This window comes from Bacillus sp. EKM501B (assembly GCF_011800505.1).
GTDB classification, from domain to species: domain Bacteria; phylum Bacillota; class Bacilli; order Bacillales; family Bacillaceae_G; genus Bacillus_A; species Bacillus_A cereus.
In genome coordinates this window covers 102,077-118,543 of the sequence record NZ_JAALFZ010000005.1, presented here as the reverse complement: position 1 = coordinate 118,543, position 16,467 = coordinate 102,077, and the positions used below count along the sequence as shown (strand labels likewise).

Sequence of the window (16,467 nt, the reverse complement as noted above, 5' to 3'; positions counted from 1 at the left end):
GTATTAAAAACCTTGAGTGGCTGATTGCCTTTCAAGGTTTTTTTACTTTAGTTTAAATTAAATAAGCTAATATTTGAGTGGGACAATTTGTTAATCCAATAGGTAAACATGGTGATATAGGTTCTACTACAACACATAAAGAGTTGTTAAAAATTATTGATAGTTCTTTAGATTATAGTACATTTAAAAGAAGATTAAAAAATTGGGCACATTTTAGATTGAAAGGTGGAATAAATTCATTACCTGAAGGCTTAAGATAAGTGATGTTACTATAATTTATATATAGGGGGATTCATTATGGAAAAACCGGGCGTAATGTCTTTATAGATAGGTAATTTTAGAATTAAGCAAAGTCTAAAAGAATATGTTGAAATTAAGTTTGATGAAGTTGGGGACAGAATTCAATCTAAATTCATGAGAGACTTTAATATTGATTTTATTGATTATAACCAAGATTTATTAGAGAGTATCTTGATAGAGGGCTCCACTACATCGTTGACTACCCTTTTAAGTGGTTCCTCTTACGAAGCGGAAATTTTATCACAATTTGTGGAACATTATGGGGAAGAATTGCCAGAAACCTATGATTCTGTTATTAGATTATATGATTTTGAGTACGATGGAGATATAGATGAAGTTAAATTTAAAAGTGGAAATTTAATTTATATGGGGTCAGTTGTATATGAGGAATGGGATGAATAGTTTGTGATTTAGTGAAGGAAACCAATACAATTAGCTATAGTAACTGCCTAAGTATTTATTACAGGACTTATAGGTTATATACTAGAGTGATAAAGCATGTGGTACTAAAATTTGTATACACAGTCAGGTAAGGCATGAGAACGAAAAAGAATAGGCTGTTAAAAAGTAAAGACCTCATGATGGTTGTACCATCATAGAGTGTTATGTGCAATGATAGAATAGAAAATAAAGTACGAGCTTAGGCGAGATGACATTTTACCGGGCGATAAATATAAACACATGGAATGTATATTAAACTAACGAACTCGTACAAACTCGTAAGTTTTAACGTAGTAGTTGTCACGACATATAAAAGGTGTCATACTGTTACTACAAAACTTACAAATTTACGCGACTTAAAAACATATGAACTTAAAGCACTTGATTGTCAATTAAAGACAACAAGTGCTTTTTTGCGTTTTAGCGTAGAAATTTAAAAGAGCACTATAATTTTATAAGTGCATTAAGTGTTAAATTTTTATTGTTGTTTTATAGACTGTAGTGGCTGTGAACAGTGTACGACGATAGTAGAGGAAAAAATAAAGGGTTGTGTTACTTTTTGAAGTCATCGTAAAGTACGTTTTAACGGATGGACGTTATGCACACGTTATCCGCAAAAAACGGGTAAACGTTACAGGGACTTTAATTGCTGTAACGGGAGAGGAATCAATATGGAAGAGAAAGTAGTTGGTTATGTACGAGTTTCAACAGAAGGACAAGTGCGTGAAGGTTATAGCTTAACGTATCAAGTAGAAGAAATCGAACGTTATTGTATGGAAAATAACTTACAATTGCTTCATGTATATGAAGATAGAGGACTAAGTGGCGCAACTGTTGATGAAAATGGATTAACAGTTGAACGTGAAGGCTTACAAGAACTATTGTCAGATATGGCATATCAACAAGTGAGGCGCGTGATTGTATTAAATACATCTCGGTTATGGCGCTCTGATATGGCAAAAGTATTAATACAACGAGAGCTAAAGAAACATAAGGTTGATGTGAAAGCGATTGAACAACCCAATTATAGTATATACACGCATGACCCAAATGATTTTTTAGTAAATGGCATGTTAGAACTACTAGATCAATATCAACGTCTCGAGATTGCATTGAAGCTGAGTAGAGGCAGAAAGAAGAAAGCGGAACAAGGTGGATATGCGGGTGGCGGTGTGATGTTTGGGTACACAGTCAAGAAAGGACAAAAAGTGTTAGAAGTAGATGCAGAAAAAGCAGTGGTTGTACGTAGACTATTTGAGTTACGACACTTTTTTAGGCAGTGGTCGCTGACTCAATTGGCAGAACGACTGAATGCAGAAGGCTATCGTACAGAGAAAGGGAAACGGTTTACGAAAGTACAAGTGAAACGCATGTTAGACCGGGAGAGCTTTTATCGAGGGATATACACATATGGTCAAATACAGACAAATGGGAAACATTCAGCAATTATTTTATAAACTCACTTAAAAAATTAGCTCATTTTACTATACATACTACTAGAGTGATGAAAATGGCTAGGCTTGCGTACCTATGCGCATCGGAAGATGAACGCTCGAACTAAGGTTGCCGACATTTTTATATATGACTAAATCATTGAATAGAGGGATGAGTTATGCATCATAGGCAGAACTATTTGTATGTAGGAGTAGATTTACATAAAGAGCAGCATACGGCTGTTATTATTAATTGTTGGCAAGAGAAACTAGGAGAAATACAATTTGAGAATAAACCATCTGCATTTTCGAAGTTCTTATTAGAAGTAGAGACATATGTGTGTGATGGGATAACTGTTGTATTTGGTTTAGAAGATGTTGGTGGTTATGGAAGAGCGTTAGCGAAATATTTAGTAGACCATGAACGAGTTGTGAAAGAAGTAAATCCAGCTTTATCATTTTTAGAGCGAAAGAGCCAAGTGATGATACAAAAAAATGATAGTTGGGATGCGGAATGTGTAGCACGCATACTGATAAACAAATTTAATCAACTGCCAGATGCAAAGCCAAACGATTTATTTTGGTCGATACAACAACTAGTTTCAAGAAGGAATGCATTAGTAAAAGCACAAAGTGCATTAAAGAACCAACTACATATTCAATTAAACCATCATTATCCAAGCTATAAAAAGTTTTTTTCAGAGTTAGATGGGAAAACAGCTTATGAATTGCCGGTAGTGGAAGAAAAAGAAGTAGTTTAATAAGGTTTTACATGGTTTGCTTTTTTATTGTGAGAGTTTAAGATTACAACATAGGGTACGGGTAAAACTGGGGGACCTGTTGAAGTCAAAGCACCACCAGGAGCGACAGATGAACAGATAGCACAAGTTAAGGCTTATGTTGAGGGATCTAATAAAGCTTTAGAAGCGGGTGCTTTATCACCAACAGGAAGAGTATCAACTAAAGGTAAATTAAGACAAGAAGCTTCACGTGCGGCAAGACTAGAAGGCAAGCGTGCTGCCGATAATGGAGAAGCATACAAGGGACATGTTGGTCATGTTCCCGATACAACTTGGATAGGGAAACCGGATCCTCATAGTTGGTTAGACCTTGACCCAAAAGTTAATATGAGCATAGGTGGACAGGCTAATAAATATCCAATTGGTTATAAACCTACAAAATTTAAGTTTGTAGAGGAGGAGTAGACGGTGAATAATTGGAAAGATAAGATAGCTACAATGATTTTAGTGAAGCAGGAGCTAATGAAACAAGATGTAGAAAAAATATGGCCACACCATTTTCCAGAGGTGGGAGCAAATGAAAAATCTATTTGCACTATTGAACAAGAATTGGGATATAAACTTGATTCAATGTATCGAGAATTTCTTCAATATGCCAATGGTTGGGCAGGTTTTTATCAAACGGTGGATTTATTTGGTACGGAGCAATTAAAGGAATCTTCTATAATGGATTATGCTCAGATGCTATTAAAAGCTATAGATGATGTTGTTTTAGAGGGTAGTGGTGTTTTAAGACATGAGCTACTACCAATTGCAGTTTCGAAATTTGATAGGGATTTATTTGTTTTATGTCTACCTTCTTCTTCTAGACCAGGAGAGATTATTTGGTTTGCGGGCGAAGAAATAGATAGATTTGAGAACTTTGACGAGTACTTTTTAGCAATGATTGACTATAATAGAGAAGAAATATTAGCTTTAAAGGGGTAGTTTATACAATTATGCTTGTTTTAAGTGTATTTTACTGTACAGCTATAAAAACATAAATACTGATAAATCTATAGCAAAATATATTTGAAGTGGACAGAAAACAAAATAGATATATTGTTACTACAAAACTTACAAATTTATGCTACTTAAAAACATATGAACTTAAAGCACTTGATTGTCAATTAAAGGCAACGAGTGCTTTTTTGCGTTTTAGCGTAGAAATAATGTGGTACAATCGCTTAAGGAAAATAAGACTTTAAAGAATGCACTAGATGCTATGAAAAATACTCCTATTCCAGTAGCAGTTAGGACGGTGGATACTGGAATAGGAATGAAGCTTCCTTATATAGAATCTTCAACTGTTGGAGAAGTAGCTGGAAAGTTTTCAAAGGCAAGTACGGCAGCTAAGGATGACGCTTATCAACTTGCTAAGGGTACGGGTGAAGTAAAGAACCTAGATAACGTTCCGCGAATTGATGAAATTGAAGTAAACTTTAATTATAAAACTAAATTCGATTCAGAAGAATTTGCAAGACAGTTAAAGGATCAAGAAAAAGGTATGAATGAATTAACCGTATATGAGTATCAGCAAAATCGGAAGCGATTTATTGATGAAGGTAGAGCAATAGAAGGAAATGCAGCACAACAAGCAGCTCGTGAAAAAGCCTTAAGTAAAAAAATAGAAGAATTATTTGAAAGTGGAATGTCTTGGGAAGAAGCTGAGGGAAAAGCAGCTAGTTGGTTGAAAACACAGGCAGCACTTCATAATCCTGATCAAATAGCAGGGGGAAATCCGTTGCATATTGGTGGTCTGGGGGATAAAAGGATAAATTCTTCACTAGGTAGTCAATGGCGGTATAGAATTGATATTGTTGATGAACAAATCAAGGAATTAGAAAAGAGTTTAACCCTAGAACAACGGAAAAATACGTATTTAAATGTTAAACTTACATATTAAAGGAGGATTGTCAATTGAGTATTTATAGTGATTTTAAAAAAAATAGTAAAGTAGAAGAGTCTACAATAAATAAGTATAAAGAATACCTTCCTAAAGAATTGATTGAAGCATGGAGAATTTATGGCTATGGGACTTTTATGGATGGCTATTTAAAAGTAATAAATCCGGATGATTTTAGTTCTTTAGTAAGTGACACATACTTAAGGAGTAAAGGAACGATTCCTATTTTTACTACATCCCTAGGTGATATTATAATTTTTGAGAAAGATGAAAATCAAGAGTCGTATATAGTTATGATTAACTATCGGAAAGGTAAAACAAAAGTGTTAGCCTCAAAATTCTCCTTGTTTATTAGATTTTTAGAGGAAGAAGCATTTAAACAAAGGGCATTAGGTTGGTTACCTTATCCAGAGGCAATAAAACAATATAATGAACCAGAGTATGAAGAATGTTTTGGTTATACACCTTTACTACGGCTTGGTGGAGAAGAAAAAGTAGAGAATTTAAAAAAGGTGAAATTGAAGGAACATATTCTAATTATTACTGAGTTTATGGGCCCTGTCCAATAATAGAAGAAGCAAGTGTTTTACTCCTATGCGAATGGATATATAGGATTAGTTTTAATAACTTACACTTACTAATTCATTTGCAGATATGTCAATGTTTGTATTGCTAAAGTTAAATATACAATAATTCATAAAAAGATCAATGAAAATAAAGTATATGTGGTGTGGAGAGAAAAAAATAGAGTGTTTGAAAATACGTACTTCATGATGGTTGTACCGTCATGGAGTATTATGTGCAATGATAGAATAGAAAAAGAATTACGAGCTTAGGAGAGATGACATTTTACTGTGCGACGAATATAAAGACATGGAATGGACATGAAACTAACGGACTCGTACAAACTCGTAAGTTTTAACGTAGTAGTTGTCACGACATACAAAAGGTGTCATACTGTTACTACAAAACTTACAAACTTATGTTACTTAAAAACATATGAACTTAAAGCACTTGATTGTCAATTAAAGGCAACAAGTGCTTTTTTGCGTTTAAGCGTAGAAATTTAAAAGAGCATTATAATTTTATAAGTGTATTAAGTGTTAAATTTTTATTGTTGTTTTATAGATTGTAATGGCTATGTACAGCGTACGACGATAGTAGAGGAAAAAATAAAGGGTTGTATTATTTTTGGAAATCATCGTAAAGTACGTTTTAACGGATGGACGTTATGCACACGTTATCCGCAAAAAACGGGTAAACGTTACAGGGATTGTAATTGCTGTAACGGGAAGGGGCTCAATATGGGAGAGAAAGTAGTTGGTTATGTACGAGTTTCAACGGAAGGACAAGTGCGTGAAGGGTATAGCCTAACGTATCAAGTAGAAGAAATTGAACGGTACTGCATCGAAAATAAACTACAACTGCTTCACATATACGAAGATAAAGGAATCAGCGGAGCGAAAGTAGATGAAGATGGATTAACAGTTGAACGTGAAGGTCTACAAGAGCTATTGTCGGATATGGCATATCATCAAGTGAGCAAAGTTATTGTACTAAATACATCTCGGTTATGGCGCTCTGATATGGCAAAAGTGTTAATACAACGAGAGCTAAAGAAACACAAGGTAGATGTGAAAGCAATTGAACAACCAAATTATAGTATATACACGCATGACCCAAATGACTTTTTAGTAAATGGTATGTTAGAGCTATTAGATCAATATCAACGTCTTGAGATTGCATTAAAGCTAAGTCGAGGCAGAAAGAAGAAAGCAGAACAAGGTGGATATGCAGGTGGCGGTGTACTGTTTGGCTACAAGGCAACAAAAGGGCAAAAGGTGTTAGAAGTGGATGCTGAGAAAGCAGTGGCTGTACGGAGACTATTTGAATTAAGACATTTTTTAAAACATTGGTCACTAACTCAATTGGCAGAACTACTGAATAGGGAAGGGTATCGTACAGAGAAAGGAAAGCTGTTTACGAAAGTGCAAGTGAAACGCATGTTAGACCCTGAGAGCTTTTATCGTGGCGTGTATACATACGGACAAATACAGGCAAACGGGCAGCATCCAGCAATTATGTAACAGTCCTGCTTAAAAAAATCGCTCATTTTACTATATGTACTTATGAAAATGGATAGGCTTGCGTACCTATGCGCATCGGAAGATGAACGCTCGAACTAAGGTTGCCGACATTTTTATATATGACTAAATCATTGAATAGAGGGATGAGTTATGCATAATAGACAGAACTATTTGTATGTAGGAGTAGATTTACATAAGGAGCATCATACGGCTGTTATGATTAATTGTTGGCAAGAGAAATTAGGAGAAATACAATTTGATAATAAATCATCTGCATTTTCGAAGTTTTTATTAGAAGTAGAGACATATGTGAGTGATGGTATATCAGTTGTATTTGGTTTAGAAGATGTTGGTGGTTACGGAAGAGCATTAGCGAAATATTTAGTAGACCATGAACGAGTAGTGAAAGAAGTAAATCCAGCTTTATTATTTTTAGAACGAAAAAGCCAAGTGATGATACAAAAAAATGATAGTTGGGATGCGGAATGTGTGGCACGCATATTGGTAAACAAATTTGAGCAAACCAGATGCAAAGCCAAACGATTTATTTTGGTCGATACAACAACTAGTATCAAGAAGGAATGCATTAGTAAAAGCACAAAGTGCGTTAAAGAATCAACTACATATTCAATTAAATCACCATTATCCAAGTTATAAAAAGTTTTTCTCAGAGGTAGATGGGAAAACAGCATTAGCATTTTGGCAGCAGTATCCGTCACCCTCTTGTTTAGAGGGGACGAATATAAAGCAATTAACAGCTTTTTTATTGGATGTTAGCAACAATACATGTTCAGTAAAGAAAGCAAGCGAAATATTAAAACTTTTAAAAGAAGATGGACATACAATGAAGGAATATCAAGAAACACGAGACTTTTTAGTAAGAAGTATTGTACGGGATATTGAGTTTAAAAAGACAGAAATGAAATACATCGAGAGAGAATTAAAACAGCTAGTAAAACTACTAGATTATCAATTAGAAACGATGCCGGGAATAGAACTTGTGACGGCATCAGCATTAATTGCAGAAATTGGGGATGTAAGGCGATTTCCAAATGCCAATAAATTAGCACGATTTGCGGGGATTGCACCTGTTTACTTTAGTTCTGGTGGGAAAGGTAAGACACACAAAAGCAAACAAGGAAACAGGGCGCTACACGCTTTATTTTATAATTTAGCTGTACAACAAGTGCAAGTAGCGAAAGGAAGTAAGTTACCCAGAAACCCAGTGTTTCATGCATATTATCAAAAGAAACTTAAAGAGGGAAAAACAAAAGGACAAGCATTGGTATGTATTATGAGAAGGCTTGTAAACATTGTATATGGCATGATGAAATATAAAACAGCTTATGAATTGCCGGTAGTGGAAGAAAAAGAAGTAGTTTAATAAGGTTTTACATGGTTTGCTTTTTTATTGTGAGGGTTTAAGATTACAACATAGGGTACGGGTGAAACTACTAGACTTATTCCAGGTACCCCTGGAAAGGTTACAGGAGGTAGTTCTACAAAATTAGGGCAAAATTTATTGGAATCCATGGGGCTTCCACGTTCTGCATCATGGAAAGGATATCAGGCACAACATATAATACCTAAAAACTTAAGAAATCATCCGGTATTAAAGAAAATTGGAATGGATATGGATCATGCTGATAACGGGATATTTTTACCGATACCAGCAAAAGATCCAAGTGCTTTGTCTAGGCATAGAGGATTTCATAGTGTATATAATAATGTGGTTAAAGATCAGTTAGATAAATTAAATATCAATCAAAGTATTAAGGAGTTGGAACAACAAGTATTTGAATTGCAACAAAAATTTAAAAAAGGTACAGAAAGTGGCTTACCATTATACAAATCAAAGGTATTAGAAATTGGTATTGAGAAGTTTTATAAGACAAAATTAAATGAAGAAATAAAGATTTGGCAAAGAGGTGGCGGTGCTACTGAAGAACTTTGAGAAAGGTGGATAAATAAATGAAGTACGGAAAAAACACTCAATTAGTCGAAGAGGTTATTAATTTTATTACAAATTTACAACTTTTTCATAATGAAAACCTTCTAAATCGTGATGTTGTTATGGTTAATGAGTATGAAAGAGCACAAGAATTGGCATGGTCTCAAGATTTGGATGAGGTTGAAAACGTTTGGGAAGATATTAAATCCTCAGAAGGTGGGGAAATAATAGGACAATTATATGAGCATGATTTAAACTCTATGGAGCGCCCTATAAGGGAGATTATTCAATCATCCGAGAACTATTCAGGTGATTTTGTATTACAATATATTGATATTTTTGAAGAAATAATTGGAGATTTACATATGTGTGCACTAAATCGTTTAGTAAATGGAAAAGTTGATAATTTTTATGAAAGAATCTTTGAGGTTTATAAGCTTGGGGTATGGCCGTGTGGATGGGAAGGTGAATATCCAGAAGGGAGAATAATTGTATATTCACCAGATAAAAAATAAAGTATATTTGTAGTGGAAAGAAAAACAATAAGTGGTTTAAAAGTAGAGACCCATGATGGTTGTACCATCATGGAGTACTGTGTGCAATGATAGAATAGAAAACGAAGTACGAGCTTAGGCGAAATGACATTTTACATGGCGGTGAATATAAACACATGGAGTGAGCATGAAACTAACGAATTCGTACAAACTCGTAAGTTTTAACGTAGTAGTTGTCATGACATGTAAAGGGTGTCATGCTATTACTATAAAATTTACAAATTTATGCTACTTAAAAACATATGAACTTAAAGCACTTGATTGTCGACTACAGGCAATGAGTGCTTTTTTTATTGAAAGGTATACTATAAATTTAAAGAAATTATTTTTATGAATTAAGGCTAACAAAAGTTTCTAGTATTATATAACTAGAACTACATTAGCAAAAGGTGTGGACTCCGTATCCCTATTCGTTAAAGGTGTAGAAATACTGCCAGATGGAAGTGTCGCTAGAACTGGAACGAACTATAGCGGGAAATTCCAAGAAGCCCATGATGCCTCAAAGGCGAGTATTCAGAGTAGGATCTCGAATTTGGAGAGTGGTGGGGTTAAGGGTACGGGTAACGCTGTTCATAGATCTGAAATTGACGAAGTAATTAAAAATAATTACGATAAAGATGGGAACTTGATTAATAGATCAATTGTTCCTAAGGGATATGATAGTGTTGAAGATTTTAAAGAAGTCGTGGGACTAACAGAAACATATTTGAATACTAAAACGAAAAATAATATATTAAATAAGCCTTTAGCAGGAGGAACACATGTGAAAAAAGGAGTAGATTTTGATATTTTAGGATTCCCAATATTTAAAGGGGACGATGTTAAATTTACAATGAGACTAGATAAGAATTTACATATTAGTCCAGATGAGGCACAGTTTAAGGAATGTACAAGGAAATTAAAAGAAGCGATTGATTCAGGCAAGATTCCAAAAGAATTGTTTTCTCCAGATCAATTAGCTCAAATAAATGCTGGTAAGGCAAGAATAAAAGGATTAACTTGGCATCACCATCAAGTTCCTGGCAAGATGCAATTAGTTATTTCAAAAGTACATAAAGTAAATCACTTAGGTGGAAATAAATTATGGGGAGATGGAATTAGATGAGAAAAGTAGAGTGGCAATTTGCTGATGCAACTGTAAGTGAAGATTTTGTAGGGGAAATTGGTAATGAAATAGGTGTTAAATTTCCAAACGATTATATAAAATGTGTAGCTGTGAATAATGGTGCTAATGTGGAACCAGAAATATTTAATGTGAATAATCATGAGAGAGTTTTTGGGACTTTATTATCTTTTGATGAAAATAGTGACGAATATATAGTTGAAGTATATAATGACTTTAGTGATACATTACCTAAAGAATTAATTCCATTTGCATTTGACCCAGCAGGAAATTTAATTTGCTTTGATTATAAAAATCATGAAGAAAATCCAATTGTTGTTTTTTGGGAACATGAAGATGCATGGGAAAAGGAAGCGCTGATGGAAAGTGAAGGGATTACGGCAGAAGAAGCAGAGAAAATCGCAAGAGAAAATGTATTTTACATTGCAGATACATTTACTGATTTTTTAAGTAAATTACACGATTAAAAAATATAATGATGAATGAAAAATAAATTTTATGTGAAGTGGATAGAAAAAATAATAGGGTGTTTGAAAATAGATACTCCATGATGGTTGTACCATCATAGAGTATTATGTGCAATGATAGAATAGAAAATAAAGTACGAGCTTAGGCGAGATGACATTTTACCGGGCGATAAATATAAACACATGGAATGTATATTAAACTAACAAGCTCGTACAAACTCGTAAGTTTTAATATAGTATTTGTCATGATGTACAAAAGGCGTCATACTGTTACTACAAAACTTACAAATTTATGCTACTTAAAAACAGATGAACTTAAAGCACTTGATTGTCAATTAAAGACAACAAGTGCTTTTTTGCGTTTTAGCGTAGAAATATTGTGGTACAATCATTGCGTGATAATAAAGCTATAATGCTTGATTGTTTGAAACTAGCGAGCCTTAAAATGGAGAAATCCGGAAATGAAAAGATGTATCAATTTGGCGAAAAAATAGCCAAAAGCATAGATGATAGGACAGCCAAATCGGCAAGTTTTGAAGTTGACGGAAATGGCTTACTAATATCTAAACAAGGTGGTACAGATCTCCAAAGCTGGGTGAATAAGCATCATACAGAAAGTAATAAGATTATAGATGATAAGATTAAGGGTGTAGAGGCTTCTCTTGCTAGTAAGAGTACGGATAATATTGGTAAGGGAGCCAGTGGGGCTAATGAATTCGATGATATCTTAATTGATTCATACAAAAATCTGAGGAAAAATAAAGAAATTTCAGGTCAAGCACATCATTTGAATCAAGATGCTGCTTTTAGAGACTATATCCCAAGAAATGACGGACTTTCTGTAAAATTGGAAGGAAATATATTTAAAGATATAGATAGCCCCCATTACAATGCTCATAAAAGTTTAGAAGATTTTTGGAATATTTACAGGAAAAATGGAGATCTAGCAGGACTTAAGCCTAATTTAACAGACTATAACAATGCATTGAGAGATTCTTTAATTAATGCAGGGTTATCAGAAGCACAAGTAAACAAAGCAGTTTCAGAAGCGATTAAGCAACAAATAAATGCTGGTCTTTTGGCTGATGATTTCGTGCCTAGAATACCGGGGAGAATTAATTTACCAAAACCAAAACCTTGATGGAGGAAGTAAAGTGAGATTAGAAAATGAAGTCGTGCAGTCTTTATGTAGAATTGATTTTTTATCACACACTAGAAAATTAGAAGTTGATTTTGAGATAGTACCAACTTTAAAATTGGCTAGTAAAAGTATTAATCAATTAAAGTGGGAGAACCTTTGTTTAGATAAAATAGGGGATGTTACTTCACATTTATCAAAGAATTATAAAGAAATGTATAATAAAAATTGGAATAATTTAGCGATGGATATAAAGAAGGAAATTATTCCTATTGTTGATGAAAAATTGTCTGTTCTAATTAGTGAAGGACAACTTTTAGAAAACATGAAAAGTCAAATTTTATTTGATATAATGAATATCGCACTATATAAAAGTTATTCTTTAGTATGCGAGTCTGAATTTTATAATTGTTTATACGAAATATATATAAATGGTTATATTCCATGTGGGTGGACTGGAGAATATCCTAAAGGAAATATAAAAGTTATATGATAAGGAGTGAAGTTTTTTGGAAGAAAATAAAGATTTCCTTAATGAATGTATGAATATTATAAATACTACCATATATAAGGTTTTTAAAATAGACATCAATGATGAACAAGAAAAGCAAATCTTAGGTGCATACCTTTTTGGAATGTTTAATGGATTAGGACACGAAAAAAATATTAAACCTGTTGACATACAAGGTGCTATGATTCAGATTTTAAACGAAAAACTAAATTATTCTTTAGAGTCTGCTGTTCAATTTAGCCAGTTTCTTATTAATTCCACAGATAAAAATTTCCATCCTACTATGTTTGCTATTATTCATAGAGGATTGGAAGGGTATTTCATGTATAAAGATGGTAGAAATGAAGAATTATCACGAGATTTTCATGATATTATTGAAGTTGTTAAAACAGCAACTTAAATTAGAATTAAGATAGTATGTGCTATTTCACTAGATTCTATGAGCGAAGGAGAAAGATTTTTAAAGAATAAAGTGAAATGGCTAAAGCAAGTGATGGGTATGTTAAACTAGAAAGCGGTCGAGATAATTCAAAGCCAATTATTATAGTGAAAGTTTCTTGAGAACTTATTCGGAAACAGGGTACGATGCACATGAAAATAAAAATGACATTTATAGTGGTTACTGGAGTTTTGAAAGTGGAGCAATCGTAAAAATTTTAAAATTAGATGACTCAACTTTGAAAGATACTTCGTACTACCCTTATGATATGGTGCATTACCAAGAAAAATAAATGTAAGAATCCACAGTGATAAACTTTTACACTGTGGATTTTTTTGTCCATATATAGAATCTTCAACTGTTGGAGAAGTAGTTGGAAAGTTTTCAAAGGCAAGTACGGTAGCTAAGAATGACGCTTATCAACTTGCTAAGGGTACGGGTAATGGTAAGCATTTAAATGATGTACCTAAAATAAAAGAAATTGAAGTGAACTTTAATAGAAATGTAAAACATGATTCAGAAGAGTTTGCGAGACAATTAAAAGACCAAGAAAAAGGTATGAATGAGCTTACAGTGGATGAGTATTTAAAAAATCGTGAAAGATACATAGCACAGGGGCGAGCTATTGAAGGGAATGCTGCTCAACAAGCTGCTAGAGAAGAAGCTTATGTACAAAAGGTAAATGAACTACAAAGAGAAGGATTAACGTTATCAAATGCCAAGAAAAAAGCCAAGGAATGGCTAGATACTCAAGCTGCACTTCACAACCCTGACCAGATAGCAGGTGGAAAGGTAGAAATAATAGGAGGTATGGGAGATAAAAGGATTAATTCTTCTATAGGTAGTCAATGGCGGTATAGGATTGATATTGTTGATGAACAAATTAAGGAATTAGCCAAAAACATGACACCAGAACAACTAAAAAGTACTTATTTGAATGTAAAATTAACACATTAGAGGAGGAGTTTAGATGGAACAATATTTAAAAGATTTTAAGTTGCATAATAAAGTTCCGAGTGAAATCATTGAAAAGTATAAACATGTAGTACCTAATGAAATAATAAATTTATGGAGTAATTATGGATTTGGTACATTTATGCAAGGGTATTTTAAAAGTGTAAATCCAGAGGAATTTAAAGAGATTTTGGAGGAGAGTAGTCAAAGATATAAGGATTCAATAGTATTGTTTGCTACGGGTATGGGAGACTTGGTTATTTGGTCAGATGGATATGTTAGATTACTTAATTACAGGTATGGTATAGTAAAGACCATTATGTTTACATTTGAATTTTTCTTTCAAAATATTGCTGATTTAGAATTTAGAGATGAAGATTTATCTTGGCAACCTTATCCTGAAGCGCTTAAACAATATAATGAGTTAGATTACGAGGAGTGTTTTGGTTATACACCTCTATTAGGTTTAGGTGGAGCAGAAAAAGTAGAGAACTTAAAAAAGGTCAAATTAAAGGAACATATTCTTATTATTACTAGTTTTATGGGGGCAGTACAATAATAGAATAAATAGATATTTTATTACTAGGTAAATAGAGATATAGGATTCGTTCAAATGACTTAGACTTACTACTTAATTTATATTCTACAAGCGAATATGATAACGAAACACATTAACACATATATAAATCAATGAAAAACAAAGTTTATGTGAAGTAGATAAAAAAATAATAGGGTGTTTGAAAATACATACTCCATGATGGTTGTACCATCATGGAGTACTGTGTGCAATGATAGAATAGAAAACGAAGTACGAGCTTAGGCGAGATGACATTTTACATGGCGATGAATATAATTACATGGAATATATATTAAACTAAAGAACTCGTACAAGCTCGTAAGTTTTAGCGTAGTAGTTGTCATGGCATGTAAAAGGTGTCGTACTGTTAATACAAAACTTACAGATCTTATAAATCTTACAAATTTATGCTACTTAAAAACATATGAACTTAAAGCACTTGATTGTCTATTTGAGGCAACAAGCGCTTTTTTGTGTTTTAGCGTAGAAATAATGTGGTACAATCGCCTAGGGAAAATAAGACTTTAAAGAATGCACTAGATGCTATGAAAAATACTCCTATTCCAGTAGCGGTTAGGATGGTGGATACTGGAATAGGAGTGAAGCTTCCTTCAACTGTTGGAGAAGTAACTGGAAAGTTTTCAAAGGCAAGTACGGTAACTAAGGATGACGTTTATCAACTTGCTCATGGGCATAGTAAATTAGAAGGAAGTAATAAAACTAGCGGAGTGGGTAATAATAGCTCGCGTACTGACGAAATTGGAATCGAATTTAAACGTAATCGGAAACATAATGAAGATGAGTTTATACGACAATTAAAAAACCAAGAAGATGGACTGGGAAAATTGACAGTTTATGAGTTTATTTAGAATCGGAACTAATTTTTAAAATATGGGAGATCAAAACAAACAAATTCAGCTCAAAGATTAACACGAAAACAAGCTGTGCAAGATAAAATTGATGAATTTATGGAAGAAGGTTTTTCATTTAGGGAAGCAGAAGAGCAAGCTTTAAAGTGGATAAAGGATAAAGCTACATTACATGACCCAGATCAAATTGCGGGTGGAAATCCATTAAAAATAACTGGCATGGGTGATTCTAGAATTAATTCATCAATAGGTTCGCAGTGGAAAAGCAGGATTGGTAATGTGGATAAGGAAATTAGACGAGTTGCTGACACCGTATTAGAGGAAGAAAAAAATTGACATATCTTTATGTTAGATTGAAATCGGAGTAGGGGGATACTATGGAAAATATAAATGATTTTATATATTTCGAAAAACCATCAACAGAGGTTATTGAAAAGTATACAGGGAAAATTCCAAATCAAATAATAGATTTATGGAAATGCTATGGGTTTGGGAGTATGTTAAATGGATACTTAAGAGCAATAAACCCAGAAAAATATTTAGATATATTAAAGGAAAGTTATATCCGTTATGAAGAAGCTATCCCAATTTTTACAACAGGTATGGGAGATATTCTTGTGTGGGAAAATAACTATTTATTATTACTTAAGTATCGAAAAGGTACGGTAGATGTAGTAGCTGGAAAATTCAAGTTTTTCTTTAAAAATACGAAAGATGATTATTTTTTAGAGAAAGTATTGGATTGGAAGCATTATCAGCAGGCATTAAATACATACGGAAAGCTTGAAATAGATGAATGTTTTGGTTACACACCTTTACTTGCACTAGGTGGACCAGAAAAAGTAGAAAACTTACAAAAAGTCAAACTTATCGAGCATGTTTATTTAATTACTCAATTTATGGGGCCGATAGAATAATGAAAGAAGAAACTGGAAGGT

At 33.4% G+C, this 16,467-nt stretch carries 17 protein-coding genes and 6 pseudogenes; all 23 read left to right on the top strand.

Annotated elements, in window-relative coordinates:
* Positions 1 to 327: 327 nt before the first annotated feature.
* The 23 genes and pseudogenes from HFD78_RS13215 (at position 328) to HFD78_RS13115 (ending at position 16,446) form a co-directional block, all read left to right on the top strand.
* On the top strand, positions 328 to 702 hold the full coding sequence (locus tag HFD78_RS13215; protein ID WP_232293935.1) for an immunity 22 family protein: 375 nt from the start codon (positions 328 to 330) through the stop codon (positions 700 to 702).
* A gap of 710 nt (positions 703 to 1,412) precedes the next feature.
* Complete coding sequence (locus tag HFD78_RS13210; RefSeq protein ID WP_000391698.1) at positions 1,413 to 2,198, top strand: recombinase family protein; 786 nt, start codon at positions 1,413 to 1,415, stop codon at positions 2,196 to 2,198.
* Positions 2,199 to 2,353: 155 nt separating this feature from the next.
* Positions 2,354 to 2,896, top strand: a pseudogene (locus HFD78_RS13205) (IS110 family transposase); the annotation flags it as partial.
* A gap of 486 nt (positions 2,897 to 3,382) precedes the next feature.
* Positions 3,383 to 3,901 carry an SMI1/KNR4 family protein gene (locus tag HFD78_RS13200; RefSeq protein WP_001067164.1) on the top strand — a complete coding sequence of 173 codons (519 nt, stop codon included), beginning with the start codon at positions 3,383 to 3,385 and terminating at the stop codon, positions 3,899 to 3,901.
* Positions 3,902 to 3,981: 80 nt separating this feature from the next.
* Entirely contained in the window at positions 3,982 to 4,161 is a 180-nt protein-coding gene (locus tag HFD78_RS30080; protein ID WP_374058670.1) for a hypothetical protein, read from the top strand.
* Positions 4,125 to 4,343 (top strand): annotated as a pseudogene (locus tag HFD78_RS29945) (hypothetical protein); the annotation flags it as partial. The gene HFD78_RS30080 and the pseudogene HFD78_RS29945, both read left to right, overlap by 37 nt.
* A 39-nt stretch (positions 4,344 to 4,382) precedes the next feature.
* Positions 4,383 to 4,859, top strand: coding sequence for a polymorphic toxin type 15 domain-containing protein (locus tag HFD78_RS13190; protein ID WP_050399644.1), 477 nt, complete (start codon positions 4,383 to 4,385; stop codon positions 4,857 to 4,859).
* 14 nt (positions 4,860 to 4,873) lie between these two features.
* Positions 4,874 to 5,428, top strand: a complete 555-nt coding sequence (locus HFD78_RS13185; RefSeq protein ID WP_097995698.1) for a T6SS immunity protein Tdi1 domain-containing protein — start codon at positions 4,874 to 4,876, stop codon at positions 5,426 to 5,428.
* A gap of 735 nt (positions 5,429 to 6,163) precedes the next feature.
* Positions 6,164 to 6,946, top strand: coding sequence for a recombinase family protein (locus tag HFD78_RS13180; protein WP_191968080.1), 783 nt, complete (start codon positions 6,164 to 6,166; stop codon positions 6,944 to 6,946).
* A 150-nt stretch (positions 6,947 to 7,096) separates the two neighbouring features.
* Positions 7,097 to 8,330 (top strand): annotated as a pseudogene (locus tag HFD78_RS13175) (IS110 family RNA-guided transposase).
* 78 nt (positions 8,331 to 8,408) lie between these two features.
* Complete coding sequence (locus HFD78_RS13170; protein ID WP_033668022.1) at positions 8,409 to 8,900, top strand: AHH domain-containing protein; 492 nt, start codon at positions 8,409 to 8,411, stop codon at positions 8,898 to 8,900.
* 17 nt (positions 8,901 to 8,917) lie between these two features.
* Entirely contained in the window at positions 8,918 to 9,412 is a 495-nt protein-coding gene (locus tag HFD78_RS13165) for a hypothetical protein (RefSeq protein ID WP_000873546.1), read from the top strand.
* A gap of 166 nt (positions 9,413 to 9,578) precedes the next feature.
* The gene (locus HFD78_RS29470; RefSeq protein WP_000779207.1) at positions 9,579 to 9,785 is read left to right on the top strand and encodes a hypothetical protein; all 207 of its coding nucleotides are present in this window, start codon (positions 9,579 to 9,581) and stop codon (positions 9,783 to 9,785) included.
* A gap of 57 nt (positions 9,786 to 9,842) precedes the next feature.
* On the top strand, positions 9,843 to 10,556 hold the full coding sequence (locus HFD78_RS13160) for an HNH endonuclease (protein ID WP_000378747.1): 714 nt from the start codon (positions 9,843 to 9,845) through the stop codon (positions 10,554 to 10,556).
* Positions 10,553 to 11,041 (top strand): SMI1/KNR4 family protein, encoded by a 489-nt coding sequence (locus HFD78_RS13155; RefSeq protein WP_001233226.1) that lies wholly within the window; start codon positions 10,553 to 10,555, stop codon positions 11,039 to 11,041. Before HFD78_RS13160 ends, HFD78_RS13155 begins: the two co-directional genes overlap by 4 nt.
* Positions 11,042 to 11,420: 379 nt before the next feature.
* A pseudogene (locus tag HFD78_RS13150) lies at positions 11,421 to 12,182 on the top strand (hypothetical protein); the annotation flags it as partial.
* Between the two features lie 13 nt (positions 12,183 to 12,195).
* Complete coding sequence (locus HFD78_RS13145) at positions 12,196 to 12,672, top strand: hypothetical protein (protein ID WP_001235344.1); 477 nt, start codon at positions 12,196 to 12,198, stop codon at positions 12,670 to 12,672.
* A 16-nt stretch (positions 12,673 to 12,688) separates the two neighbouring features.
* Positions 12,689 to 13,090 carry an Imm48 family immunity protein gene (imm48, locus tag HFD78_RS13140; RefSeq protein WP_000392122.1) on the top strand — a complete coding sequence of 134 codons (402 nt, stop codon included), beginning with the start codon at positions 12,689 to 12,691 and terminating at the stop codon, positions 13,088 to 13,090.
* Between the two features lie 130 nt (positions 13,091 to 13,220).
* Positions 13,221 to 13,421: pseudogene (locus tag HFD78_RS13135) on the top strand (PoNe immunity protein domain-containing protein); the annotation flags it as partial.
* A 194-nt stretch (positions 13,422 to 13,615) separates the two neighbouring features.
* On the top strand, positions 13,616 to 14,086 hold the full coding sequence (locus HFD78_RS13130) for a polymorphic toxin type 15 domain-containing protein (RefSeq protein WP_001010540.1): 471 nt from the start codon (positions 13,616 to 13,618) through the stop codon (positions 14,084 to 14,086).
* 13 nt (positions 14,087 to 14,099) lie between these two features.
* Positions 14,100 to 14,642: a T6SS immunity protein Tdi1 domain-containing protein gene (locus HFD78_RS13125; RefSeq protein WP_000438858.1), complete on the top strand. Its 543-nt coding sequence runs from the start codon at positions 14,100 to 14,102 to the stop codon at positions 14,640 to 14,642.
* A 509-nt stretch (positions 14,643 to 15,151) separates the two neighbouring features.
* Positions 15,152 to 15,897: pseudogene (locus HFD78_RS29935) on the top strand (polymorphic toxin type 15 domain-containing protein); the annotation flags it as partial.
* Between the two features lie 9 nt (positions 15,898 to 15,906).
* Positions 15,907 to 16,446, top strand: coding sequence for a T6SS immunity protein Tdi1 domain-containing protein (locus HFD78_RS13115; RefSeq protein ID WP_000427868.1), 540 nt, complete (start codon positions 15,907 to 15,909; stop codon positions 16,444 to 16,446).
* Positions 16,447 to 16,467: the final 21 nt, after the last annotated feature.

Excerpts from the sequence above, each read along its gene's own strand:
- HFD78_RS13210 (WP_000391698.1), top strand. The coding sequence starts at position 1,413 with ATGGAAGAGAAAGTAGTTGGTTATGTACGAGTTTCAACAGAAGGACAA.
- HFD78_RS13165 (WP_000873546.1), top strand. The coding sequence starts at position 8,918 with ATGAAGTACGGAAAAAACACTCAATTAGTCGAAGAGGTTATTAATTTT.
- HFD78_RS29470 (WP_000779207.1), top strand. The coding sequence starts at position 9,579 with ATGAAACTAACGAATTCGTACAAACTCGTAAGTTTTAACGTAGTAGTT.
- HFD78_RS13125 (WP_000438858.1), top strand. The coding sequence starts at position 14,100 with ATGGAACAATATTTAAAAGATTTTAAGTTGCATAATAAAGTTCCGAGT.
- HFD78_RS13155 (WP_001233226.1), top strand. The coding sequence starts at position 10,553 with ATGAGAAAAGTAGAGTGGCAATTTGCTGATGCAACTGTAAGTGAAGAT.
- HFD78_RS13115 (WP_000427868.1), top strand. The coding sequence starts at position 15,907 with ATGGAAAATATAAATGATTTTATATATTTCGAAAAACCATCAACAGAG.
- HFD78_RS13180 (WP_191968080.1), top strand. The coding sequence starts at position 6,164 with ATGGGAGAGAAAGTAGTTGGTTATGTACGAGTTTCAACGGAAGGACAA.